This is a genomic window from Nitrosomonas sp. (genome assembly GCF_040240425.1).
GTDB lineage: Bacteria > Pseudomonadota > Gammaproteobacteria > Burkholderiales > Nitrosomonadaceae > Nitrosomonas.
The window spans coordinates 1-23,479 of the sequence record NZ_QPHG01000028.1; the positions used below are offsets into that span (position 1 = coordinate 1).

Annotated in this window: 20 protein-coding genes, 3 tRNA genes and 1 pseudogene; 14 read left to right on the forward strand and 10 right to left on the reverse strand. The window is 46.1% G+C overall.

What is annotated here, in order from left to right:
* Nucleotides 1–106, forward strand: a pseudogene (locus DU481_RS11055) (IS1595 family transposase); the annotation flags it as partial.
* 821 nt (nt 107–927) lie between these two features.
* On the forward strand, nt 928–2,985 hold the full coding sequence (locus DU481_RS11060; RefSeq protein ID WP_350134470.1) for a hypothetical protein: 2,058 nt from the start codon (nt 928–930) through the stop codon (nt 2,983–2,985).
* A gap of 99 nt (nt 2,986–3,084) precedes the next feature.
* On the opposite strand, the gene DU481_RS11065 is transcribed toward DU481_RS11060, so the two are convergent.
* The 5 genes from DU481_RS11065 to DU481_RS11085 form a co-directional block, all read right to left on the reverse strand.
* The gene (locus DU481_RS11065; RefSeq protein WP_350134472.1) at nt 3,085–3,564 is read right to left on the reverse strand and encodes a hypothetical protein; all 480 of its coding nucleotides are present in this window, start codon (nt 3,562–3,564) and stop codon (nt 3,085–3,087) included.
* A 123-nt stretch (nt 3,565–3,687) separates the two neighbouring features.
* Complete coding sequence (locus DU481_RS11070) at nt 3,688–6,600, reverse strand: aconitate hydratase (protein ID WP_350134474.1); 2,913 nt, start codon at nt 6,598–6,600, stop codon at nt 3,688–3,690.
* 146 nt (nt 6,601–6,746) lie between these two features.
* A tRNA-His gene (locus DU481_RS11075) sits at nt 6,747–6,822 on the reverse strand.
* Between the two features lie 83 nt (nt 6,823–6,905).
* A tRNA-Arg gene (locus DU481_RS11080) sits at nt 6,906–6,982 on the reverse strand.
* Between the two features lie 34 nt (nt 6,983–7,016).
* A tRNA-Pro gene (locus DU481_RS11085) sits at nt 7,017–7,093 on the reverse strand.
* 276 nt (nt 7,094–7,369) lie between these two features.
* On the opposite strand from DU481_RS11085, the gene dksA reads away from it, so the two are divergent.
* Nucleotides 7,370–7,795 (forward strand): RNA polymerase-binding protein DksA, encoded by a 426-nt coding sequence (gene dksA / locus DU481_RS11090; RefSeq protein WP_090316207.1) that lies wholly within the window; start codon nt 7,370–7,372, stop codon nt 7,793–7,795.
* Between the two features lie 119 nt (nt 7,796–7,914).
* Here the strand turns inward: dksA and pnp are convergent, their stop codons facing one another.
* Both pnp and rpsO read right to left on the reverse strand, forming a co-directional pair.
* Nucleotides 7,915–10,035 (reverse strand): polyribonucleotide nucleotidyltransferase, encoded by a 2,121-nt coding sequence (gene pnp / locus DU481_RS11095; RefSeq protein WP_350134476.1) that lies wholly within the window; start codon nt 10,033–10,035, stop codon nt 7,915–7,917.
* A gap of 124 nt (nt 10,036–10,159) precedes the next feature.
* Nucleotides 10,160–10,429 (reverse strand): 30S ribosomal protein S15, encoded by a 270-nt coding sequence (rpsO, locus tag DU481_RS11100; protein WP_090316201.1) that lies wholly within the window; start codon nt 10,427–10,429, stop codon nt 10,160–10,162.
* An 88-nt stretch (nt 10,430–10,517) separates the two neighbouring features.
* Here rpsO and DU481_RS11105 point away from each other — a divergent pair, with 88 nt between their 5' ends.
* On the forward strand, nt 10,518–10,688 hold the full coding sequence (locus DU481_RS11105; RefSeq protein WP_350134478.1) for a hypothetical protein: 171 nt from the start codon (nt 10,518–10,520) through the stop codon (nt 10,686–10,688).
* A gap of 104 nt (nt 10,689–10,792) precedes the next feature.
* On the opposite strand, the gene DU481_RS11110 is transcribed toward DU481_RS11105, so the two are convergent.
* Complete coding sequence (locus DU481_RS11110; protein ID WP_350134480.1) at nt 10,793–12,256, reverse strand: dynamin family protein; 1,464 nt, start codon at nt 12,254–12,256, stop codon at nt 10,793–10,795.
* A gap of 418 nt (nt 12,257–12,674) precedes the next feature.
* On the opposite strand from DU481_RS11110, the gene DU481_RS11115 reads away from it, so the two are divergent.
* Entirely contained in the window at nt 12,675–13,385 is a 711-nt protein-coding gene (locus DU481_RS11115; RefSeq protein ID WP_350134482.1) for a DUF502 domain-containing protein, read from the forward strand.
* Nucleotides 13,386–13,419: 34 nt separating this feature from the next.
* On the opposite strand, the gene ygfZ is transcribed toward DU481_RS11115, so the two are convergent.
* Nucleotides 13,420–14,460: a CAF17-like 4Fe-4S cluster assembly/insertion protein YgfZ gene (gene ygfZ, locus DU481_RS11120; protein WP_350134484.1), complete on the reverse strand. Its 1,041-nt coding sequence runs from the start codon at nt 14,458–14,460 to the stop codon at nt 13,420–13,422.
* Between the two features lie 86 nt (nt 14,461–14,546).
* Here ygfZ and DU481_RS11125 point away from each other — a divergent pair, with 86 nt between their 5' ends.
* From DU481_RS11125 to DU481_RS11135, 3 genes are all read left to right on the forward strand, one after another.
* The gene (locus tag DU481_RS11125; RefSeq protein ID WP_350134485.1) at nt 14,547–15,050 is read left to right on the forward strand and encodes a protein YgfX; all 504 of its coding nucleotides are present in this window, start codon (nt 14,547–14,549) and stop codon (nt 15,048–15,050) included.
* A complete protein-coding gene (locus tag DU481_RS11130) occupies nt 15,040–15,165 on the forward strand; it encodes a hypothetical protein (RefSeq protein WP_350134487.1) in 126 nt (41 codons plus the stop codon). The genes DU481_RS11125 and DU481_RS11130 overlap by 11 nt, the downstream gene beginning before the upstream one ends.
* 101 nt (nt 15,166–15,266) lie before the next feature.
* The gene (locus tag DU481_RS11135) at nt 15,267–15,545 is read left to right on the forward strand and encodes a hypothetical protein (RefSeq protein ID WP_350134488.1); all 279 of its coding nucleotides are present in this window, start codon (nt 15,267–15,269) and stop codon (nt 15,543–15,545) included.
* Nucleotides 15,546–15,647: 102 nt separating this feature from the next.
* Here the strand turns inward: DU481_RS11135 and nadB are convergent, their stop codons facing one another.
* Nucleotides 15,648–17,243 (reverse strand): L-aspartate oxidase, encoded by a 1,596-nt coding sequence (nadB, locus tag DU481_RS11140; protein WP_350134490.1) that lies wholly within the window; start codon nt 17,241–17,243, stop codon nt 15,648–15,650.
* Between the two features lie 275 nt (nt 17,244–17,518).
* On the opposite strand from nadB, the gene rpoE reads away from it, so the two are divergent.
* From rpoE to lepA, 6 genes are all read left to right on the forward strand, one after another.
* Complete coding sequence (gene rpoE / locus DU481_RS11145) at nt 17,519–18,118, forward strand: RNA polymerase sigma factor RpoE (protein ID WP_090316177.1); 600 nt, start codon at nt 17,519–17,521, stop codon at nt 18,116–18,118.
* 1 nt (nt 18,119) lies between these two features.
* Nucleotides 18,120–18,677 carry a sigma-E factor negative regulatory protein gene (locus DU481_RS11150; RefSeq protein ID WP_121163948.1) on the forward strand — a complete coding sequence of 186 codons (558 nt, stop codon included), beginning with the start codon at nt 18,120–18,122 and terminating at the stop codon, nt 18,675–18,677.
* Complete coding sequence (locus tag DU481_RS11155) at nt 18,674–19,669, forward strand: MucB/RseB C-terminal domain-containing protein (RefSeq protein ID WP_350134493.1); 996 nt, start codon at nt 18,674–18,676, stop codon at nt 19,667–19,669. The genes DU481_RS11150 and DU481_RS11155 overlap by 4 nt, the downstream gene beginning before the upstream one ends.
* Before the next feature lie 155 nt (nt 19,670–19,824).
* Nucleotides 19,825–21,240 (forward strand): DegQ family serine endoprotease, encoded by a 1,416-nt coding sequence (locus DU481_RS11160; protein WP_350134494.1) that lies wholly within the window; start codon nt 19,825–19,827, stop codon nt 21,238–21,240.
* Nucleotides 21,224–21,514, forward strand: coding sequence for a glutaredoxin family protein (locus tag DU481_RS11165; protein WP_350134496.1), 291 nt, complete (start codon nt 21,224–21,226; stop codon nt 21,512–21,514). The genes DU481_RS11160 and DU481_RS11165 overlap by 17 nt, the downstream gene beginning before the upstream one ends.
* A gap of 94 nt (nt 21,515–21,608) precedes the next feature.
* Complete coding sequence (lepA, locus tag DU481_RS11170) at nt 21,609–23,405, forward strand: translation elongation factor 4 (RefSeq protein WP_183082504.1); 1,797 nt, start codon at nt 21,609–21,611, stop codon at nt 23,403–23,405.
* Nucleotides 23,406–23,479: the final 74 nt, after the last annotated feature.

The following is a 23,479-nucleotide window of genomic DNA, read 5'->3' on the forward strand; positions in this document are numbered from 1 at the left end:
ACATACTTTCTACCTGCACTTGAAAGAAACCGAATTTCGTTTTAATCATCGCCGTGATAATCTCTATCATGAAATTCTTAAATTGTTACGTTTAAACCCGCTTTAACTTCCTAAGACCCTATGTTTAGTATTAAGTAAACAAGCAAATGCTTAACTGTATGGATTACATAACGAATAATCCTTGTCATGACTTTGGTCTGTTTATTCCAGCTTTGTGTCCGTGCAGCAGCATGGGGCAAAAGCGACTGCTGGAGGGTTTCCACGAACTGCTTAATGTGCCGTTCATGGCCTCCATGAGTTGCCCGGCCGCATTGCACCAGTACAGTTCACCATGACCAAATACCCGCAACTTCTATTTGATGGGGTCGAAAAAACGAGGAGGCTGCAAACGGTTCCGAATTTCCGGACGGTTAAATAAAGTTAAATTTCTCTTAATGTGATGTCGTGCGCTATGATGACCAGCACTCATAGTATTTAATGCTCAACTGACAATAGGATGGAAATGGAACGGGAATTCAAGAAGCCGGTTAGCTGGCTCGGGGGCAGGGATCTTGTAACCAGCCTCAAAAGCATTATTTCCTCTACATTGAATGGTGAAAAGCAAGATTCCAGAGACTGGATGTTTGCTGAGACCATTTCAATAAAGCGCTGCTCTCACGATGAGCAAGAACCATACTGGTTTGATTACATTGCGGACACCGGCGATGGCATGAGCGCGGTCTATAACGTCGCGTATTTGTGCATGAGTGATCTCTGGCTGAAAAGTGAAGTGCCGGATAAAGAGCAGATATCGTTATCCCCAGCCGAAGGCTATGATTTTCAATTACCACGCGGTGAGTTTTTATTTGTCGGCGGCGATACGGCTTACCATGTAGCAGAGTCGCTTCGCTCAAAGAACGGTTCCAGACGCCTTTTAACTGGGCCTACATGGACATCAGTGCTGCTACTGGGAAAAAGGTTGAGCAACGTCCGATTTTTGGTATACCGGCCAATCATGATTATTACGATGCATTGGATGGTTTTAACCGCCAATTCTGTGAACCGATCAGCCAAAATCTTCAGGCGCAGGTGCGCGAGCAAGAAGATCTGCAAGATCCTCAGCTTGGTCTGTACGGATTCAAACGGATGCAAAGAAGCAGCTATGTCGCGCTGGAATTGCCTTTTGACTGGAAACTATGGGGATTTGATGCGCAAAATGGCAAAATGGATAAGCGTCAGCAGGCTTTTTTTGTATCAACCTTTTGCAAAGATCGGGTAACCAGTGGCGAATTATTTGATGAACAAAAGCAAGCGGATGTGCAAAAAGCTTTGCAAGCTGCAATACCTGGTAAATTAATTGTCGCAACGCCCGAACCCAGTACCGTCTTTGGCAAGCGTGCCGCTGATGATGAGCCGATGACGAAATCGTTTAAGCATTTGGGACTGGAACCCGGTTTTCTGTATGACGGTAAACTGAGCAGCAACAAATGCCGCCTGGATATTTCGGGTGATACACATCATTACGCGCGTTACTGGGGTAACAAAAATGAGAGCAGTGAACTTGGCAATTACGCTTCCGTGGTTGCTGGCGGCGGTGGTGCTTTTTTGCACCCGAGCCATACCGATGTTGGAGAAATCAAGAAACAACGGGTTTATCCGGAGGAATCAGATTCTCATCGCGAAGCCACGCAGCGGATTCTTAATCCATGGAATATTCTTACTGGGGGTTATGTTGGGTTAATCGGCGCCATCGTGGCTTTGGTTACTTATTTTGCAGTGACTATTCCTCAAAGCACTTCGTCCTTATTCAGGTATTTCTTGGATAATTTACCTGCGCTCGATGCAGATCAGTACTTTCTGGAACGTATCCGGCAAGCGCTTTTTACTGCTGATACAAATTCCTATTTCGAATTTTCGTATGGGTTCGACTTGATTTACATCATTCTATTCATTGCTTTCTTGTTTGGATGGAAGAAGATGAGCGTACCGGGGTTATCAAAAGTTAAATACAGTGACTCGCAGGATGAATGGGAACGGTACCGTACGGTATTCATCGTACCCATTTCTTTATGGATAATTCCGCTACTATTTCTGGTGCTTTGGCCTAGAGAATCATCTCCCGCTTCTTTCCAAGCTTCATGGCTAATCGGTTTGTTTGTGATTGCTGCGCTACAGATAATCGATCTGAGCCGTAGCTACAGCGATGTTTTATCGGATCGGTCCAAAATCCGGCATCAAACCGGGTGGGATTCCTTGCCATTATGGGTATTGAATGTGATGGGGATTTTTTGTGTCTCATTTGGTTTTTTGCATTATGGTGTTTACAAAGCATCCGTGATGAGTTTTGATTTTCTGGCAATTATTCTCTGGTCCCTGGTCATAGTTGGTTTTACTGCATTCCCGTTTTTTAATACGGATAAACTGGGTATAGCCAAAGCCAATTGGGGCAAGTTTCTGGCGATAGGTTTCTGGCATGCGCTACTGCAAATTTCGATACCGGTTTGTTTGGCGCTGTATGCTGATGATTATATTCAGTGGTTAATAATTTGCACGGTGACAGTCGCAATTACCTTGGCTGCCGGTTTCTTGTTTACTAATGCGCATTTAACTAAAAATTTTTCACCGGAAATTCAGAAAAAAATCGGTAACGGTATGTTGATGGCATGGGTTGTCATCGGAATGGCCGTATTTTTTGCAGCGACGCGGGGTGAGCCGGTTCCTGTTGATGGTTGGCGCTTGCTGATGGCTTTGCTATCGGGCGGGATTTTTAGCTGTATTTGGCTAGGCTGGTATTTCGCGGTATCGCTGGCGTTCAACTGCCATAACGGCGAGGCTGGCGGAGGAGCGAGGTCTGAACGCTATCGTCACATCATTCGCTTTAAATTGACCGAAAACACGTTGACCGGTTATGTCATCGGTATTGATACCCCCGTAACAGATCTCAAGACACAAACGCCTAAATTCCGCTTGGTGGATGTATTTACCTTGCAAGCAAAGAACAAATAAGTAACGCGACAGCAGTAATGCAGTCGGCCATGTTATTTTCCTGCGATTGTTACGTGAGAATACGCTTCTAGCGTATTGGGTTATGATGTTTTCAATGCTTCATTGAAAGCCAAAAATCTTTAAGAATGTAATTAAGATCAGTACCACCGTCAAAATGAAAACGACTCGAGACATCAACTGATAGATTGCTCTTCTGGTGACTATTTCTTGATGGTATTGGGCATCGATTTCGTGCATTTCATTTCTGAGTTTCCGGAACGGCGATCCCATGATATCGAGGCACCGGAGAAGCACCATGGCGACGACGGCGTAAGCCACCATTTCGATTTTCAACATATAAGCCAGGATACTGCCGCTTTCCTTTGGACCGATCAGCGTAAACAGCATGCCGATGACAACCGCCAGCATAATGGAAACATGCATCAGCAGTGCAGAGCTTTTGGTGTCGATAATCACCATATCGTGAAGGATATGGTTGATATGATTGATGTCTTTTCTCGCATCAGCAAATTTTCTTTCATCTTCCTCATTTAATGACAAAAGCGTTTTAAAAGCTTTGTCTACCAGATCGTATATCATCGGACTACCTCCGCTTTTTATCGTGCCATGTACTATATGTCATTTGACGATCTAAAAATAGAGTCAGTTTTTAATGATTAAGAATCTGAATATATTATTTATTCTGGTGTGCGGGCCGATTACTTAAGCCATCAGTTCTCTTAATACATAAGGCAAAATGCCGCCATGCCGGTAATAGTCCACTTCAATGGCAGTATCGATGCGGCACAGTAATGGTACCGACTGACTGCTGCCGTCTTTTCTCCGGATGCTCAATGTGACATCTTGTTGCGGCTGGATGTTATCCAGTCCAAGGATATCGAATTGCTCGTCGCCTTTGATGCCAAGCGTATCGGCGTTGTCATTGTTTTTGAATTGTAATGGCAGAACGCCCATGCCGATCAGATTGCTCCGATGGATGCGCTCGAAGCTGGTGGCGATCACCGCTTTAACACCCAATAACTGCGTACCCTTGGCAGCCCAGTCCCGGCTTGAGCCGGTACCGTATTCCTTGCCGCCGAAAACAACGGTGGGAATATTCTGGGATTGATATTTCATGGCGGCATCGTAAATGCTCATTTGTTCCGGCGCAGCACCTGCGGCGCCCTGATAAAGTGTAATGCCACCTTCGCTGCCGGGAATCATCAAGTTTTTGATGCGCACATTGGCAAAAGTGCCGCGCATCATCACTTCATGGTGGCCGCGGCGGGCGCCGTAGCTATTAAAATCAACTTTGCCGACATGATGGTCGAGCAGATAACGTCCTGCGGGTGAAGTGTCCTTGATCGATCCCGCCGGGCTGATATGATCCGTTGTTACGGAATCGCCAAATATCCCCAGTGCGTAAGCATTTTTAATGTCACTCGTGCCACTGGATAGTACAGGTTGCAGCGAGAAATTCTGGAAGAAGGGCGGTTCGGCGATATAAGTCGACTCCGGCCAATTGTAAGTTTGCCCGGTAACGGAGGTCACGCTATTCCACAACGCGTGATCTTTGGTGAGATTGCCGTAAAGTTTCCGGAAGGTATCCGCGTTGGCGGCGTATTTTAATAATGCATGAATTTCCGCGCTGCTGGGCCAGATATCTTTGAGCCAGACTGGTTGATTGTTTTTGCCGATTCCCAGCGGTTCAGACGTGAGGTCTTTCAGTATAGTACCGGCAATTGCATAGGCCACGACTAATGGTGGTGATGCCAAAAAGTTAGCGCGAATGTTCGGATGGATGCGTGCCTCAAAATTGCGGTTACCGGATAATACTGCAGCGCAGACCAAGTCATTCTTGACGATGGCTTCTTCTATCGGTTCGGCCAATGGTCCCGCGTTGCCGATGCACGTGGTGCAGCCGTAACCGACCAGATTGAAGCCCAATTGTTCGAGATAAGGCGACAGTCCGGTGATGTTTAAATAATCGGTGACTATACGTGAGCCGGGCGCTAGCGATGTTTTGATGTGATGCTTGACCGATAGTCCTTTCTCGACCGCTTTTTTGGCCAGCAAGCCCGCGGCCAGCAACACGCTCGGATTGGATGTGTTGGTACAGGATGTGATGGCGGCAATCATCACATCGCCATGGCCCAAATCAACGCTGGAACCATTCAATTCGACATGGCATAAGTCGGCTGCATTGGGTGCGGGGCGGTTACTGGTCATTTCGGTAATGTTGCGGGAAACCATCCGCCGTTCAGTGGATGCAGCGCTTTGTGGCATCGGCGTGTTGCCGGCACCTGGCGCCGACAACCGGCTTTCATCGACATTGCCGGAGTCGATTTGTGTGCATACTTCGGAATCCTGGTTATGGGTATTACGTACCGAGTAACGCTGATTGATATCGTCGTTTTGTTTGCCGTAACCGCTTTCTTTGACGGGTTTGTTAAAGAGTTCGGTAAAGCGGGATTTTATGGCTGCGAGTTCGATTCGATCCTGAGGGCGTTTGGGGCCTGCCAGTGCAGGCGATACCGAACTCAGATCGAGTGTCAGCTCGCTGGTATAGTCGATGTCGCCTTTTCTGGGAATGCCATACATCTGCTGTGCCTGGAAATATGCTTGAAATGCGGCGATTTCTTCCTGGCTGCGTCCCGTGCCTTTGAAATAGCCGATGGTGACGTCGTCGACCGGAAAGAAGCCCATGGTTGCGCCGTATTCCGGTGCCATATTGGCGATCGTGGCGCGATCGGGCAACGTTAATGAAGCGGTTCCTTCGCCGAAGAACTCGACGAATTTACCGACGACATTAGCCTTGCGCAGCATTTCCGTGATCGTCAGTACCAGATCGGTTGCGGTAACTCCTTCGCGCAACCGGCCTGTTAAATTGACACCCACGACATCAGGGGTGAGAAAATATACCGGTTGACCCAGCATACCGGCTTCCGCTTCGATCCCGCCGACACCCCAGCCGACGACACCAATGCCGTTGATCATGGTGGTATGCGAGTCGGTACCGACTAAGGTATCGGGGAAAATGAGTTCGTCTTTCCGGTGCACACCGCGAGCGAGGTATTCGAGGTTGACCTGATGCACGATGCCGATCCCGGGAGGAATCACCTTGAATGTGTCAAATGCCTGCATGCCCCACTTGATGAACTGGTAACGTTCGTTATTGCGAAAAAATTCTATTTCCATATTGCGATCGATCGCATCTTTCGTACCGTAGTGATCAACCTGTATCGAATGATCAACGACCAGATCGACGGGGACCAGCGGTTCGATCAGCTTCGGATTTTTTCCTAGTTTTACCGCCGTGCTGCGCATGGCAGCGAGATCGACCAGCAGCGGCACGCCAGTAAAGTCTTGCAACACAATGCGGGAAACGACAAACGGTATTTCATCGACTCTGGCGGCCTCGGGTTTCCAGTTGGCTAGTTGCCGGATATGAGCTTCCGTGATCTTTTTATTGTCATAATTCCGCAACACCGATTCCAATACGATACGGATCGATACCGGCAGCCGGGAAATTTTTCCAATGCCACTTTTCTCCAGCGCTGGGAGTGAATAGTATTTTGCAGTGTTTCCGGGGGCTATGGATAGCTCATGCAGGCTGTTGAATAAATTGTGGCTCATCGGTAATGTCCTGAATAATGCGGGTTAGCGGGTAAATAAATTATTCTGCCGCTAATATATATTTTTAGGCAAACAAAGTCACGCTTCGGATTGCGAGCATAAATGACAATAAAGAAACAGAATGGGGGACTATGGATGTAATCAGGTGGGGTGGCTGATGGGACTCGAACCCACGACAACCGGAATCACAATCCGGGACTCTACCAACTGAGCTACAGCCACCATATGAAGAAAAGTGATACGGTCTTGCACACAAAAACCGGGTCGAGCAATTCAGTCCATCCATGAGGAAAATATAATATTTGTGGCGTGCCCGACAGGAATCGAACCTGTAACCCCCAGCTTAGAAGGCTGGTGCTCTATCCGATTGAGCTACGGGCACCAAATCGGGCTGCTCTAAATATTAGGGCTGAAATTGGTCGGGGTGGAGAGATTTGAACTCCCGACATCCTGGTCCCAAACCAGGCGCGCTACCAGGCTACGCTACACCCCGGAAAAGGCGACACTATACCTTCTTAGCGGTGAGACGTCAATTTCTTCGTGCTTCAAGTTGAGAATTTTGCTGATTCTGTTTTGGTACGAATTAGAAACCAGAAATGTTGACAATTTGCATGCGTAATGTCACAAATTAAATTTATAGTGACGTGCTATCGTAGAATTCGATCAATGGCAAACATCGACTATGGATAAATAACTTGTTATCGAACATGTTTTCTGATAATACTATGCGATTTTTGTACGCTAGCGGAATTAAAGAGGAGCCTGAAAGATGCCAAAAGAGCTGCAAAGTAAACAAGTGACTCCCTATGAACCCAAAGCAGGTGAAGAATATATGGGGCCAGATCAGCTGACGCATTTTCGTAAGATACTGGAAGATATGAAAGTTGAGTTAGGTCAGGATATTGACCGTGCCGTTCATACCATGCAGGATGAAGCGACGGTTTTCGCGGATCCTAATGACCGGGCCAGTCAGGAATCGGATATGACGCTCGAATTACGTAACCGTGACCGGGAGCGCAAGCTGATCAAGAAAATTGATGAGATTATCGGCAAGATTGATTCCGGTGATTATGGCTATTGCGAAAGCTGCGGTGTTGAAATCGGATTAAAACGATTAGAAGCACGGCCAACGGCGACACTCTGCATCGATTGCAAGACTTTGGATGAAATGCGTGAGAGGCAAATAGCTAAATAGTTTTGAACACAATGAACTGAATGGGCTTGTAGCCGGTGAAAATGAAAAGCCCCTGCTTGTGAAGCAGGGGCTTTTATTTGTTTAAATTAACGCGTAAGTATGCGTAAGTATGAGACGAGTTAGGATTCTTCTGTGGTAGGATCCGCATCGCTTTCATCAGCAGCTAGCGCTTTCATACTGAGACGCAGTCTACCCTTGTCATCCGCTTCAAGCACCTTGACACGAACCTGCTGGCCCTCGTTCAGATGATCGGAAACGTTGTTGACACGCTCATTGGCGATTTGCGAAATATGCAACAAGCCGTCTTTTCCTGGAAGAACGCTGACGATAGCACCAAAATCTAGTAACTTCAGGACTACACCATCATAAATTTTACCAACCTCGACTTCCGCGGTAATGTCTTCAATACGTTTTTTGGCCAATTCACCGCCTTCCGCATTAACACAAGCGATCGTAACTTGACCGTCATCGGTGATATCAATGGTAGTGCCGGTTTCTTCCGTGAGCGTGCGTATTACAGCGCCGCCTTTACCGATAACATCGCGAATCTTTTCCGGATTTATTTTCAGTTTGATGATGCGCGGTGCATGCACTGAAATATCTTCCCGGGTCGATGGCAGCGCTTGTTTCATGATTTGCAGGATATGCATCCGCCCTTCATGCGCTTGTATCAACGCTGCATGCATGATTTCTTTGGTGATGCCTTGAATTTTGATGTCCATTTGCAAGGCAGTAATGCCTTTTTCGGTTCCTGCTACCTTGAAATCCATATCACCGAGGTGATCTTCATCACCAAGAATGTCTGTCAGTACAGCAAAACGGTTGCCATCCTTAATCAGACCCATGGCGATACCCGCAACATGCGCTTTCAATGGAACACCTGCATCCATCAGTGCAAGACAACCGCCACAGACCGATGCCATTGAGCTGGAACCATTGGATTCGGTAATTTCGGATACCACGCGGAGTGAATAACCGAATTCTTCAGGAGCCGGTAGTACGGCAGCAAGAGCGCGTTTAGCAAGACGTCCGTGACCGATTTCACGGCGTTTTGGAGTGCCGACACGGCCGATTTCTCCGGTTGCATAGGGCGGCATGTTGTAATGCAGCATGAACCGGTCGTTATAATCGCCTTGCAGCGAATCGATTTTTTGCTCATCGCGCGCGGTACCCAAAGTTGCAATCGCCAGCGCTTGTGTTTCTCCACGGGTAAATAGCGCTGAGCCGTGCGTGCGCGGCAGCACACCGTTACGAATTGTAATAGGCCGGACAGTCCGCGTGCCGCGGCCATCGATCCGGGGTTCACCATCCAGGATTTGGTTGCGCACAATTTTCGATTCCAGTGCAAAAAAAGCTTCCTTGAATGACTGAAGATCGGGGCCACCCTCGGTATCAACACCAAGCTCGGCGGAGATGCGTTGGCTGATGACTTCAATTGCTTCGCTACGTGCTTGTTTTTGTTTGATTTTGTATGCTTGTCGCAAATCAGCTTCTGCCAAGCCGTTAATCTTTTCTTCAAAAGTGACATCTTTGGCCGGCGGTGTCCAATCCCAAGCGGTAACACCGGCTTCATCAGCAAACTCGTTTATTGCATTGATAACGACCTGCATTTGCTCATGACCAAACGACACGGCTCCTAGCATCACTTCTTCCGGGAGTTCCAGCGCCTCCGATTCAACCATCAAAACAGCGTTTTGTGTACCTGCAACAACCAGATTCAGTTGCGTGTCTTTCAATTCGGAAGTGGTTGGATTTAGAACGTATTCATTGTTGATATAACCGACCCGGGCCGCACCAAGCGGGCCATCGAACGGAATGCCGGAAAGGATTAATGCAGCGGAGGTGCCAATAATCGAGGGGATATCCGGATCCACTTCATTATCGGCCGACATTACCGTGGCTACTATTTGTACTTCGTTATAGAATCCTTCGGGGAAGAGCGGTCGAATAGGGCGGTCGATCAATCGGGAAGTTAATGTTTCCTTTTCTGATGGACGACCCTCTCGCTTAAAGAAACTGCCGGGTATTCTGCCAGCTGCGTAAGATCTTTCCTGGTAATCCACTGTCAGTGGAAAGAAATCCTGTCCTGGTTTTATATTTTTTGCGCCAACTACGGTGACAAGTACTACTGTATCGTCCATTGTAACCATTACGGCGCCATGTGACTGTCTTGCTATTTCACCTGTTTCCAGTGTGAGTTGATGGCGTCCATAAGTAATACTCTTCTTAATAGGTTTCAATTAACAATCCCTTTTCCTATTTGATGAATCTTTCCGAATTTTGATTTGCCTGCAGACAAGAATATCGATTGCATGACTGAAAAATGGTCTGCTCGATTGGCACCAGCCAAGTCTGAGAAAACCATTATTTACGCAAACCAAGGCGTTCAATCAGCGTTTGGTAAGTATCGGTATTGCGGCTTTTTAGATAATCAAGCAGTTTGCGGCGGCGTCCAACCATGCGTAACAGACCGCGGCGGGAATGATGATCCTTGACATGCGTTTTGAAGTGACCGATTAAGTCATTGATTCTAGTCGTTAAGAGTGCAACTTGGACTTCAGGAGAGCCAGTATCCCCTTCGGCTCTTTGATAGTCCCGCACTACCTGTGCTTTTTGGTCGATTGTGACTGACATAAAATTCTCCGGTTATTAAACTACCCTTGGGTATAAAGAGCCAGAATTTTACTCTTTAATATCGTTTTTGTCCAAACTGGAACAAGTTATGAAACTAAATCGAACCGGTGGCGGAGACCTTCAAGCTCATTGCAGCTCAAAAGCTGAGTCATGGGGAAGTGTAATTTTGGGGAAACTGGAATGGATACTGACTGAAGTGGATAAAAGAAGAAATTTAGAGCGGTCTATGGAGAACAAAAGAATTGATAGTGTAGATTGATTCTTCTATCAATTCTGTTTGTTATCCCTAGCGACTGATTAAGATTTTTGTGTGGCAAAGTGCGCATTTAGCAATGCGATAAAACGATCTAGCATTGTAAAATCCTAAACTTGCGAGTTTCCACCCTCATTTCCCGATGGATTCGTGAATTGATCGTTCAACGCTTGAATATAATCATTGGCTTCGTTAATGATTTCATCAATTGTCTGTTGTGCAACATCATTCCAGCCAGCCGGTCCGCTGAGGAGCATTGGGCGGTACGTGGCAGTACTCTTATTAAATGCCTGCACGTACTGTTTGTAGACCTCATGATCGCTGCCGATTTCTTTCGCTAGATTTTTCAGTAGCTTATTGGCAACGGCGCGGCGAATGGAAAAATGGATGAAAATAATGCTGAGCGCCAAAAACGAAGCGATGGCGATCGCCGTGGTATCCCCCTGCATCAGTTCTTCCGGGAATGTTTTGACAATGCCCCAGGACTCATTCATCGTTAACGCTATTCCTGCCGATACAGCCAACATGCCAAAAGCTAAACCATCAAATAATATGACTTTGCTTTTCCATTTCTTTAACATGTCAGATAGTTTGTTAACAATCTGATTTTTTATGCTTTTTGCTGTTTGCTCCAGCTTCCCGACAATGCGATACGAACGTTCGACTTCGATCTGATGCATTCTTGCGTTGATGTCGACCATATCTTCTTCGCGTTTCTTCTCGAAGCGTTCTTTGATGTGCGGGTTGGCGATCGGAACGGCAGCGGCGGGGTTATAGATGCGATAGAACCGTCCGGTGACTAAACCTACTTCTGCAAGCGAGCGTTGCCAAGCGGAAACAACTTCTTCCGGATTGTCTTCCTGTGCGGTGACATCAATCTGATTCAGAATGTACAGGAATTTGTTTGCATCGGCACGGTTAACGCTGGCCGATACCAAATAAGCCAATGTATCCTGCATGGCTTTCGGTTCGGGGTGGCGCGCATCAAAAAATACCAGCACAAGATCGGATAAATTAATGATGTGCTGCGTTAGACGCAATGTCGATGCGCGCTGATTGTCGGCGTCAAAACCGGGAGAATCAATCAGGATTTTTCCGCGTATATTTTCGGACGGGCAGGTTTTTAATTGTAAGTAAGCGTCAATGCGTTCTTGCCCGGCTTCGGAAATCTCTTCAATGCTACGGCTGATTTGAAAAAACGGGAAACGTGGATCGGCATCGAGTGCAATGCCCGGCAGCGTTTTCGCTTCATTATGGCGGCTGTAGCAAATGACCGTGAATTTGTCGTCGACGGCCTGATTGCCGGTGCGCTGCAGCTTCATATCCAGGTAGGAATTGATATAGGTCGATTTTCCGGCGGAGAAAGTGCCTAATACGGCGATCATAGGCCACCAGGTCACACAGGTCGCATAAGACTCATCTTTGTTGAGTAACCCCATGCTGTGGCCGACATAATCCATTTTTCTGAAACTTTTGACTGCATTGGCCAGTGTCGGGTTATCCGGATGCTCATCAGCTAAGTGCTTTTGTAAACTCTTAAGATACTTATTAATTTGTGTTGAGCTATGTGACATAACGATCCCTTTTCATTCCTATGAGAGAACACCCTAAATTTCGTGAAGGTGATTTTTAGTTTAAAAATTCATTTTTCTGCATGAGATGGTGCTGTTTTCAGTAAGTTACTCTGGTTCTTCGGAATGTGTGCCAGCCAGAATTTTTCTACTGCAAATGAAAACAGACTTTACGGATAACGCATGTTCAATGCCAGTCGATCTATGTCAGAAATTGTTGCAGCGTGTCCGGCGATTCTACCAAGAACGCCGCAGGCTTGCCAGTATATGATATTTCTAATATTTGCATCGGTTTCACGCAAAATAATATTATCATAGCCAATTTTATGCGCGGCCGGTTTCCGGCGGTTTGTGCCTTTTGATCGGAAGAAAACAAGGCTTGGATCGTACACACTTACATGGCGGGAGAAAAATTTAAAGCATGTCAACAGAAAGTAATCAAGAGCAGCCTGCAGCACGTTCCGCCCATCTAGCTCGCTATATCCTTATTGGCTTTCTTACCGTGGCGCCGCTGTGGGTGACGTGGCTGGTATTTGATTTTTTATTGAATTTATTGGCACGGATCGGAGATCCTTTGCTAAAAGGGACGGCGCGTGCTGTCCGGCCATTTTCGGATACCACGGCCAGTTGGCTGCTCGATTCTAATTTTCAACATGCAGTGGCTGCGTTGCTAACGATTGTGAGTCTTTATGGCATCGGCTTGCTGGCTTCTTTTGTCATTGGTAAGAAAGTGATCGGTATTTATGAAAATATTCTCGCTAGACTGCCTTTGGTGCAAACAATTTATGGCGCTACCAAACGTTTCTTGCACACGGTCAGCCAGCCGCCGGTTACCGGGCAGCGTGTTGTGCTGATCAGTTTTCCATCGTCAGAGATGAAAGCGGTCGGGTTTATCACGAAAGTCATAACAGATAAAAATAGCGGGAGAAAGCTTGCTGCGGTTTATGTGCCGACCGCACCCAATCCAACTTCCGGTTATATCGAAATTCTACCGATGGACGATGTTATTCTGACGGACTGGACGACAGAAGAAGCAATGACGTTTATTGTGACGGGCGGAACCAATGCACCCGACAATTTGAATTTTTCCAATCAACCTAAGCCGCAAGTGCAGGCTGCTGAGAAACAATAACGTGATGCACAAGCGGTGATGAGCCGTTGCGTTTTTACGCCGGTAATGAATAGGGTAGCGATTTAATTTCCAATGTTGGCCCTTGCAGCGATTGCCAATGTATCTCGATGGCGTCAACACTGCTTTGCTGAATGACGGCTAAAGCATCAAAACCGCCTTGCGGTGACGGTGTTGCATTGACAATGTTGCCGCTGGATTGATCATCCATATCGCTGCTGTATAGCGCATCGCCCGCTTTAATAGTCTGTGTCGAGTCAATATGCGCTAAAAACATGCGCCGTTTGAGTTTCCCGAGGTATTGCGTGCGTGCCACAATTTCTTGTCCCGGATAACAGCCTTTTTTAAAGCTGACACCGCCAATTGCGTCCAAATTGACCATCTGCGGCAGAAACATTTCCTGAGTTTCAGGCAATATAACTGGAATTCCCGATTCAATATTTAACCAATTCCAGCAATCCGCGCCAACCGGTTTGGCATGTTGATCAAGGCGTTGCCAGAGTAGCGCTGCATTTTCAACCGATGTGATCAATTCGATACGTTGCGGAGAAAGGCAAAGAGCGCTTTGTGCGCCATCATGCGTCACTTGCAACGAATGATCAAAATGGCATGGTAAACCGGTTACATCTTTAATCAACAGGGCGGCATCCGGACCTGCGACACCAATTCGGACCAGGTCATTACTGGCATCGGTCAACCGTACTTTGGCGCGCAGCACATACATGGTTAGCCGCTTTTGTATGGCAACGGATAAACCGGCAGGCAATTGCATGAGAAGATCGTCATGGTGCTGCCAGAGCAGGAAAGTTGCCAGAATCCGGCCTTTAGGGGTGCAATAGCTGCCATATTGCGCCTGGTTTGGATTGATTTCCCGGATATCGCAACTAACCTGGTTTTGCAAAAAAGTTTTTGCGTCCTCGCCGGAAAAACGAATTATGCGGTGATGGGATAGATCAGCCATGACGGTGGTCGTTTGCGTCTCTTGAAGCTCGGCTGTGATGTTGCCAAAATGTACCACACTATCATTTTCAATGACGGCGTGACAATCACGTAAAAAGGTTTGCCATGCTGGATTCATACAAAAGCTACGGATGAATAAACGGGTGATGATTATACGATACTCAATCCAGTTGAAAGCAAGAGTGCGCTACGGGAGATTGCGCTTTGCGCCGGGCGATTTTATTTTCCGTGACCGTCAATGCTGGAAAAGCGATTTTAAATATGCCTGATTTGTTTATTCATCTTCAATCTTCCTGCCGCCTTGTAACGATACTGAGTCTGGCGCACTTGATTACTGCCAGCTTTTTGTGGCCGCTGGCGTTACCCTTGGAAGTAAAGGCTATCATCGTTGTTTTGCTGATTATCAGTCTGCTCTATTATCTGCGTAAAGATGCGTTGCTCAGTGCAGATGATGCGGTAATCGCTTTGCAGTTGAAGGAAGATATGTGCTGCATTGTAACAACGCGATCCGGGCAATCGATCGCTTGCCGCATATTGGGAAGCACTTTTGTTGCTCCTTATCTTGCAGTGATGAATCTACAACCGGCCGGGAAATTTTTTATGCGCAGCGTTGTGATTTTGCCTGATAGCATCAAAGGGGATGAATTCAGGCGGTTGCGGGTTTGGTTGCGGTGGAAATGGAAGCAGGATCAAGAAAATGGTAAATGATCATGGCAGTTGGTTAATGGTAGCGAGTGTATTTCATACCAAACTGCGCTTAACGGAATACGTGCATGGTGTTTATCGTTTTGATGGTGGTATGTACCTGGGTAAACGCAGGTAGTCTGTTTATTATGAAGTATTTTTCCATATGAGTGATAAAAACAATTTGCACGCAATGGAAAATTTTTCTGCTATCGTAAATTATGCAAAGAGGGAGAGAATATGTTTAAAAAAACTGTTCATGCATTGGTATTAGTTGTTGCAATGGTGTTTGCTACCAGTCAGGCTTTTGCCGCCTGTAGTCTGGATACCGAGAAAGACGGAAAAACAGCTTGTGGAGTAAACCAAGTCTGTTATCTGGTGGATGGCACCTGTATTGATAAAAAGAGCTTGCCAGCGAGTAAGTCCTGTAAAAAATCAGGTGTCTGCCAAAATTCTTGTGTGAAAGAAGATGATACAGAGACCAATAATGATGGTTCCGAAACAGGAAAGTGCAGTTAGTCTTTTAAGTTAATCTATTTAAAATAGGGTTGTTCTGTTATTGACCTAAGCCGGTTACACCGGCTTAGGTGTTGAAAAGTAAGGCGCCGTTTTCTGTTGCTTTTAAATTTCCCTTTGCAATATCGTATCTTGCGCTACCGGCAAGGTGTCCGGGTAATCCTTGCTAAAGTGCAATCCCCGGCTTTCATGGCGCAGCATGGCGCATCGCACAATGAGATCGGCGCTATCGACGAGGTTGCGCAGCTCTAACAAATCACTGCTAACGCGGAAGTTTGTATAGTATTCATTGATTTCTTCGCGTAATAACGCAATGCGATGCTGCGCGCGCTGCAATCGTTTGGTTGTGCGCACAATGCCGACATAGTTCCACATAAAGCGGCGCAACTCGTCCCAGTTGTGCGCGATGACAATTTCTTCATCCGCATCCGTAACCCGGCTTTCATCCCAGTCAGGCAGTTTTGGGAGTCCATTCATAGGTTGATTGGCGATATCGATTCCCGCAGCTTGTGCCAATACCAGACATTCCAGCAGAGAGTTACTGGCTAGACGATTGGCGCCGTGTAATCCGGTATGTGCTGTTTCTCCGATGGCATATAGGTTATCCAAATCGGTTTTGCCGTGTTTGTCAGTCACCACGCCACCGCATGTATAGTGTGCTGCCGGAACGACCGGAATCGGTTCACGAGTGATATCGATTCCCAATTCCAGGCAACGGGCGTAAATAGTCGGGAAATGTTCTTTGAGAAAATCAGCGGGTTTGTGGGATATATCCAGATAGACGCAATCCAGTCCTCTTTTTTTCATTTCAAAGTCAATAGCGCGAGCCACGATGTCGCGTGGCGCGAGTTCGGCGCGTTGATCGTGCCGCTGCATGAAGCGGTCGCCATTCGGCAGTTTTAATAAACCGCCTTCGCCGCGAACAGCTTCACTGATCAAGAACGATTTTGCATGCGGATGATAGAGGCAAGTCGGGTGAAACTGGATGAATTCCATATTGGCAATCCGGCAACCCGCACGCCAGCCCATTGCGATACCGTCGCCCGTGGCGGTATCCGGATTGGTCGTGTAGAGATAGACCTTACTGGCTCCACCCGTGGCTAATACAGTGTTTTGCGCTGTAAAAGTAAGCACTTTATCTTGTTTTTTGTCGAGGATATAAGCACCAAAGCATCGTTTATGCTGCGTGTGAGCATAATCGGATAACTTATCGCTGGTAATCAGATCAATGGCGATATGATGTTCCAGTACTAAAATATTCGGATGCGTTTGTATTTTCTGGATTAAGGCTTGCTGTACAGCCTTACCTGTTGCATCGCCGCTATGAATAATGCGCCGTATGCTATGACCACCTTCTTTCGTCAGGTGATATCCGGTTTCGCTTGTTTTGTCGCTGGTGAAAATAACACCTTGATCTATCAGCCAATGAATTGCATTTGCTGCATTTTCGGTGATGTATTGAGTGATTTCCTTATCGCATAAGCCGGCTCCGGCGATCAATGTGTCTTGTACATGTTGTGATGGAGAATCATTATCGGATAATGCTGCTGCAATTCCACCTTGCGCCCATGAGCTGGCGCCCGAATCAGCACTTAGTTTAGTCACGATACAGATTTTTTTATACTGCGCCAAATGCAATGCCAGCGTAAACCCAGCTAATCCACTGCCGATGATCAGCGTATCGAAATTGTTGTTAGGCATCAAACTTGACCATCTGTTTTTGTAATTGATGGGCTGAATAATAACAGACTCGGAGTACTTCAATCTGTATACGTGGATTTGCTTTTATTGATACCGAAAAACTGAATTGTGAACTAATCGATAGGATTAATTGTCTCTGAAACAATGATGATGCAATTACGTAGTTCCCGAGATTCATTTGGATATGTATACTTGTTCTGTTGTGTCATTATGCTACATTTAATGGAACAAGAATTAACTATAAATTCATTTAAAATGCTCAGGGATCAGGTTGTATGGGTGATCGGGAAATCGATCAACAGTTAGTAGAACGAGTTCAAGGCGGAGATAAGCATGCATTTGATCTACTAGTCATAAAATATCAACGTAAGCTGGCTCGTTTATTGTCACAGTTTATTCGTGACTCAGCTGAGGTTGAGGATGTTACGCAAGAAGCTTTTATCAAAGCGTATAGGGCATTGCCTTCATTTCGTGGAGATAGTGCTTTTTATACGTGGCTGTATCGGATTGGTATTAATACAGCAAAGAATTTTCTGGTATCTCAGGGGCGTAAGCTGCCGACATTGCAAGGATTTGACAATGAAGATGCCGAAGATTTCGAAGATAGCGGTTTGTTGAAGGAAATGAATACACCTGAAAGTGAACTGATGAGTCAAGAAATTGCTCAAACGGTTAATCAGACGTTGGATTCGTTACCTGAAGAGTTGCGTACAGCGATTGTTTTAAGAGAAATTGATGGATTAAGTTATGAAGAAATTGCCAATATTATGAGTTGTCCCATTGGGACTGTACGTTCGCGCATATTTCGCGCACGTGAAGCGATATCTGAACAGTTGCGTCCTTTGCTAGGGACAAGTAAAGACAAGAGGTGGTAATGTGAAAAGTAAAGTATCTGCATTGATGGATGGTGAGCTTGATCAGCAAGATGTTTCAAATATTATTGAGGCGATAAAAAAAGATAATGATCTGCGGGATGAGTGGAAGGCGTATCACGTGATTGGCGATGCGCTGCGGCAATCATCTCGACTATCGATGAATATATCTGCCAGTGTCAACCAAAAGTTAAAAGCCGAACCAACCATACTCTCTCCCCATAATAGTTCTCGTAACGTAGAAAAGAAACAAACACATAAAGTCCTGGCCTTTTCAATGGCCGCCTCAGTGATAGCGATGGTTTCGGGGTGGGTTATAATGAATAATCTCTATAAGCCGCAACAAGTTATGGTGGCTGAGCAATCAAAACGCGACAATAACTTAACTGCCACACCTATCACAGTTTCTTCTCCTCCTTTAATTCATAATTACTCACATCCCCCGGTTGAAATGAATGATTATCTCTTCGTGCACCGGGAATTCTCTCCAGGTATCACCATGAATGGGCAAGTTACCAATGTCAATAACGTGACTGAATACCACGAAAGATATGGTAGATGATTAGCCGCAAAATATTTCCGCTGTTTTCGCTATTTTTACTGTTGGTAGTAAGTCTTCAAACAGCGGTTGCGCAAGAATTATCTCGTTCAACCCAGAGTGCGCTGGGTTGGTTAAAAAAAATGGCTGACGCACCGCGTCGCCATAATTACTCTGGAACCTTCGTTTATTATGCCGATGGCCATATAGAAACCTCTCGCATCGTGCACAAAGCTGGTCCAGCCGGTGAATATGAAAAAATTGAAGTACTAGACGGACTGCCGCGCATTGTTTTTCGTAATAACGATGAGATGCAGTGTTATCTTCCTGAAAGTAAAAAAATATATACTGAGAAACGTTGGTTCCGTAAATTCTTTCCTGATATTCTCCCTTTACCATTAGATAACGTTGACGAGAATTACTCTGTCAAGGAAATCGGCCGCGAGCGGATCGCGGATCACGAGTGCCAGGTCTTGTCCCTGACTCCGAGGGATTCATTACGATATAGTCATAAATTCTGGATTGACACTGCAACCGGAGTGCCAGTGAAAGTGGCTGTAATCGATGGTAATCAAATCATTGAGCAATTTGCTTTTGCACAACTGGAAATCGATGGAGACATTTCTTCCAGTCAATTGAAACCGAATCAATCTCTGATTTCGGGCGAATGGGAAACAACAAAATTACTGACTTCAATTTTAGGTGAAGGTGAATTACCGTGGCAGGTCAAGAATCTTCCCGCAGGTTTCCAGAAATTGATTGAAATGAAGCGCAATTTGACCGAAAAGCCTGTTCTGGTCGACCATATTGCCGTATCAGACGGACTCGCGACGGTTTCGGTATTTATCGAACCGATTAGTAAGGATGCACCGTCACCGGTTCCAGGTTTTTTTACCAGTCGTGGTGCGATAAATATCTATGTTCGCACACTCAATGATAATAAAATAACAACAGTCGGTGAAGTTCCACTGGAAACCATTAAACTAATAGGCGATTCTGTTGTTAAAAAAGATTAATTTCCGCAAGTCAAAGCATACTGAATCTGCAAAATTCTTCCGCTTCCCATCGATATCCACAAGAAAAAATTGAACATATTTCCCGGTTCGACGGTTAAAAAAATAATGTATACCCACGTTGATTGCTTGTCAAACGTAAAGTAAGGATAAAAATCATGTTTCGATTGATAGTAATGTTATTGTTTTTGTATACCCCATCAGCATTCGCACAAACCAACCAATTACCCGACTTTACCGGGCTGGTTGAAAAACATGGCGCTGCGGTAGTCAATATTAGCGCGGTGCAGAACTCAAATGCGGTGAACACCCAGGTCTTACCTGAAATACAGGGTCTGCCGGAAAATTCGCCGTTTTACGATTTCTTTAAGCGGCACATGCAACCTTTCCCCGCGCCGAAAAGATCAGAACCTAAGTCTTTGGGCTCCGGTTTTATCATCAGTGCGGACGGTTATATTCTGACGAATGCACACGTTGTTGAAACGGCTGATGAAATTACGGTAAAGTTGAATGACAAACGGGAGTTTACTGCGGAAATCATCGGCACTGACCGGAAGACCGATATTGCTTTAATCAAAATTAATGCCACGGATTTACCCAAAGTGACGCAGGGGAATCCGGAAAATCTGAAAGTGGGTGAATGGGTGGTCGCAATCGGTTCACCGTTCGGTTTTGAACATAGCGTGACGGCCGGTATCGTGAGCGCAAAAGGACGTTCTCTGGCGCAGGAAAATTATGTTCCATTCATACAAACCGACGTAGCGATCAACCCGGGAAATTCCGGCGGCCCGCTGTTTAATATGCGCGGTGAAGTGGTTGGGATCAACTCCCAGATATACAGCCGGACCGGTGGATTCATGGGATTGTCATTCGCCATACCGATCAATGTTGCGACCGAGATTGCGGATCAATTAAAAGCTAATGGTAAAGTGAGCCGGGGAAGAATCGGCGTGATGATACAGGAAGTTACCAAAGAGCTCGCGGAGTCGTTCGGTTTATCCGACAGTAATGGCGCGCTGGTTGTGTCAGTGGAAAAAGGCGGTCCTGCCGATCAAGCAGGGATCAAGCCACGCGATATTATTCTGAAGTTTGATGAAAAAGAAGTGGGGACTTCTGCCGATTTGCCGCGCATAGTTGGCAACACTAAACCTAAATCCAAAGTATCGATAGAGGTTTGGCGAGAGGGCGCTTTGAAAACCATCAAAGTTGAGGTGGGAGAAACACCTTCCGATGATGCGGCGGAAAATCGCAAGCTGAAACAAGGTAAAAAAACGAATACATCGAATCGCCTGGGATTGGCATTAAGCGAGATTAATGACGAACAAAAGAAACAACTGGAGATTGCCAATGGCTTGCTGGTTGAAGATATGCAGCCCGGCATTGCCAGCCGCTCGGGAATTCGCATTGGCGATATCATTTTGGGCTTAAACAGTAAGGATGTGAAAACTGTTGAGCAATTTAATGAATTGTTGAGTCAAGTCAAAAGCGGAAAGAATATCGCTTTGCTGGTTAAGCGAAGCGATATCACGACTTTTATCACGATGAAGCTGACCGACGATGACAAAAAAGACTGAGCCGGACTCAGCGGCCGTGGATCAAGTACCCAAATTGATCGTTTATGGCCGTGAAGAATGCCATCTTTGTCAGGACATGATACTTGCGCTACGAAACTTGCAGGCGCAAGTGTCTTTCGCTTTTCAGGTGATTGATATTGATTCCGATCCTGAGCTGGTTGCCCGCTACGGGGAGAAAATTCCCGTGCTGATGTCCTCGCATAACGGTCAAGAAATTTGTCACTATTTTCTGGATTTAGCAGCTTTAGATGATTATCTTGCTGAATTTCGTTAGAATGCTGCCTCTTTTAACTGCCAATACAATATTTTAATTTCCAGTCCAACGGCGTTAATCTTATATTACTGGAAATATTTTTATATCTCATATCCTGATGCAGCATATTCGTAATTTCTCCATCATTGCCCATATTGATCACGGCAAATCGACACTGGCGGACCGTATTATTCATTTATGCGGCGGCTTGTCTGATCGTGAAATGGAAGAACAAGTCCTGGATTCCATGGATTTGGAACGCGAAAGAGGCATTACCATCAAGGCTCAGACGGCGGCATTGCGCTATAAAGCCAAAAATGGTGAAACTTACTTACTGAATTTGATCGATACGCCCGGGCACGTTGATTTTTCCTATGAAGTTTCGCGCTCGTTAGCGGCCTGCGAAGGTGCGCTCCTGGTGGTTGATGCCTCGCAGGGTGTTGAGGCGCAAACGGTTGCCAATTGCTATACCGCAATTGAGCAGGGGGTCGAAGTCATTCCGGTGCTCAACAAAATTGATTTGCCGGCTGCGGACCCGGAACGGGTGATCGATAATATCGAGGAAGTTATTGGAATCGATGCGCACGATGCTGTCAGAATCAGCGCGAAAACAGGTCAAGGTGTCGCGGATGTTTTAGAAGCATTGATTGCAAAAATTCCCGCGCCAGAAGGTGACCCCAAAGCACCGCTGAAAGCGTTGATCATCGATTCCTGGTTCGATAATTATGTCGGCGTCGTGATATTGGTCAGAGTCATGGACGGGACGCTGAAACCCGGCGATAAAATTTTGTTGATGGCGAGCAAAGCGGTTCAGTTATGCGAGCAGGTCGGGGTGTTCGTGCCTAAATCCTTAAATCGCGATTCGCTTAGCGCCGGAGAAGTGGGTTTTATCATTTCCGGCATTAAGGAGCTGGATACGGCCAAAGTGGGTGATACGGTAACATTGGCCACGAATCCGGCGGAAAAGCCGCTGCAAGGCTTTAAAGAAATTAAACCGCAGGTATTTGCTGGATTATATCCGGTGGAATCCAATCAGTACGATGCCTTGCGCTCGGCGTTGGAAAAATTGAAGCTGAACGACTCGTCGTTGCACTTTGAACCGGAAGTATCGCAAGCATTGGGTTTTGGTTTCCGTTGCGGTTTTCTTGGGTTGCTGCATATGGACATTGTGCAGGAGCGGCTGGAAAGAGAATACGATATGGATTTGATTACGACTGCACCGACAGTGGTATATCAAGTGCTGATGCGCGATGGCACCATGATCGAAATTGAGAATCCGTCCAAAATTCCCGATCTCTCTAAAATCGAAGAGATACGCGAGCCGATTATCACATCCACCATCATCGTGCCGGAAGAATATGTGGGTGCGGTGATTACGCTGTGCGTGAGTAAACGCGGCAATCAGACCAATATGCAGTATATGGGCAAGCAAGTGATGCTGACGTATGAAATGCCATTGAATGAAGTGGTCATGGATTTTTTCGACCGTTTGAAATCGACTAGTCGTGGTTATGCTTCATTGGACTATGAATTCAAGGAATTCCGTGCTTCCGATTTGGTGAAACTGGATGTGTTGATTAATGGTGATAAAGTCGACGCGTTATCGCTGATCATCCACCGCAGCAACAGTCTGTATCGCGGACGTGAACTGGTGCAAAAAATGCGTGAATTGATTCCGCGCCAGATGTTTGATATTGCCGTGCAGGCGGCCATCGGTGCGCATATCATCTCGCGCGAGACGGTCAAGGCGTTACGCAAGAATGTGTTGGCAAAATGTTATGGTGGCGATATATCTCGTAAACGAAAGTTGCTGGAGAAGCAAAAAGCAGGTAAAAAGAGAATGAAACGGGTAGGTAACGTGGAAATTCCGCAAGAAGCATTTCTGGCAATTTTGCAGGTTGATAATAAATAATGAAGCGTAAAAATACAGTTTTGTTGTCCGGTTTTGAATTAAAGCAGGATTGCTTTAATAAAATATCTCATGTG

Coding starts and splice junctions, on each gene's coding strand:
- rpsO (WP_090316201.1), bottom strand. CDS start 10,429: ATGTCAGTCACAATCGACCAAAAAGCACAGGTAGTGCGGGACTATCAA.
- DU481_RS11155 (WP_350134493.1), top strand. CDS start 18,674: ATGATTAGCCGCAAAATATTTCCGCTGTTTTCGCTATTTTTACTGTTG.
- DU481_RS11065 (WP_350134472.1), bottom strand. CDS start 3,564: ATGATATACGATCTGGTAGACAAAGCTTTTAAAACGCTTTTGTCATTA.
- DU481_RS11070 (WP_350134474.1), bottom strand. CDS start 6,600: ATGAGCCACAATTTATTCAACAGCCTGCATGAGCTATCCATAGCCCCC.
- dksA (WP_090316207.1), top strand. CDS start 7,370: ATGCCAAAAGAGCTGCAAAGTAAACAAGTGACTCCCTATGAACCCAAA.
- DU481_RS11110 (WP_350134480.1), bottom strand. CDS start 12,256: ATGTCACATAGCTCAACACAAATTAATAAGTATCTTAAGAGTTTACAA.
- DU481_RS11160 (WP_350134494.1), top strand. CDS start 19,825: ATGTTTCGATTGATAGTAATGTTATTGTTTTTGTATACCCCATCAGCA.
- DU481_RS11060 (WP_350134470.1), top strand. CDS start 928: ATGGACATCAGTGCTGCTACTGGGAAAAAGGTTGAGCAACGTCCGATT.
- DU481_RS11105 (WP_350134478.1), top strand. CDS start 10,518: ATGAAACTAAATCGAACCGGTGGCGGAGACCTTCAAGCTCATTGCAGC.
- nadB (WP_350134490.1), bottom strand. CDS start 17,243: ATGCCTAACAACAATTTCGATACGCTGATCATCGGCAGTGGATTAGCT.
- DU481_RS11135 (WP_350134488.1), top strand. CDS start 15,267: ATGTTTAAAAAAACTGTTCATGCATTGGTATTAGTTGTTGCAATGGTG.
- rpoE (WP_090316177.1), top strand. CDS start 17,519: ATGGGTGATCGGGAAATCGATCAACAGTTAGTAGAACGAGTTCAAGGC.
- DU481_RS11165 (WP_350134496.1), top strand. CDS start 21,224: ATGACAAAAAAGACTGAGCCGGACTCAGCGGCCGTGGATCAAGTACCC.
- DU481_RS11130 (WP_350134487.1), top strand. CDS start 15,040: ATGGTAAATGATCATGGCAGTTGGTTAATGGTAGCGAGTGTATTTCAT.
- DU481_RS11115 (WP_350134482.1), top strand. CDS start 12,675: ATGTCAACAGAAAGTAATCAAGAGCAGCCTGCAGCACGTTCCGCCCAT.
- ygfZ (WP_350134484.1), bottom strand. CDS start 14,460: ATGAATCCAGCATGGCAAACCTTTTTACGTGATTGTCACGCCGTCATT.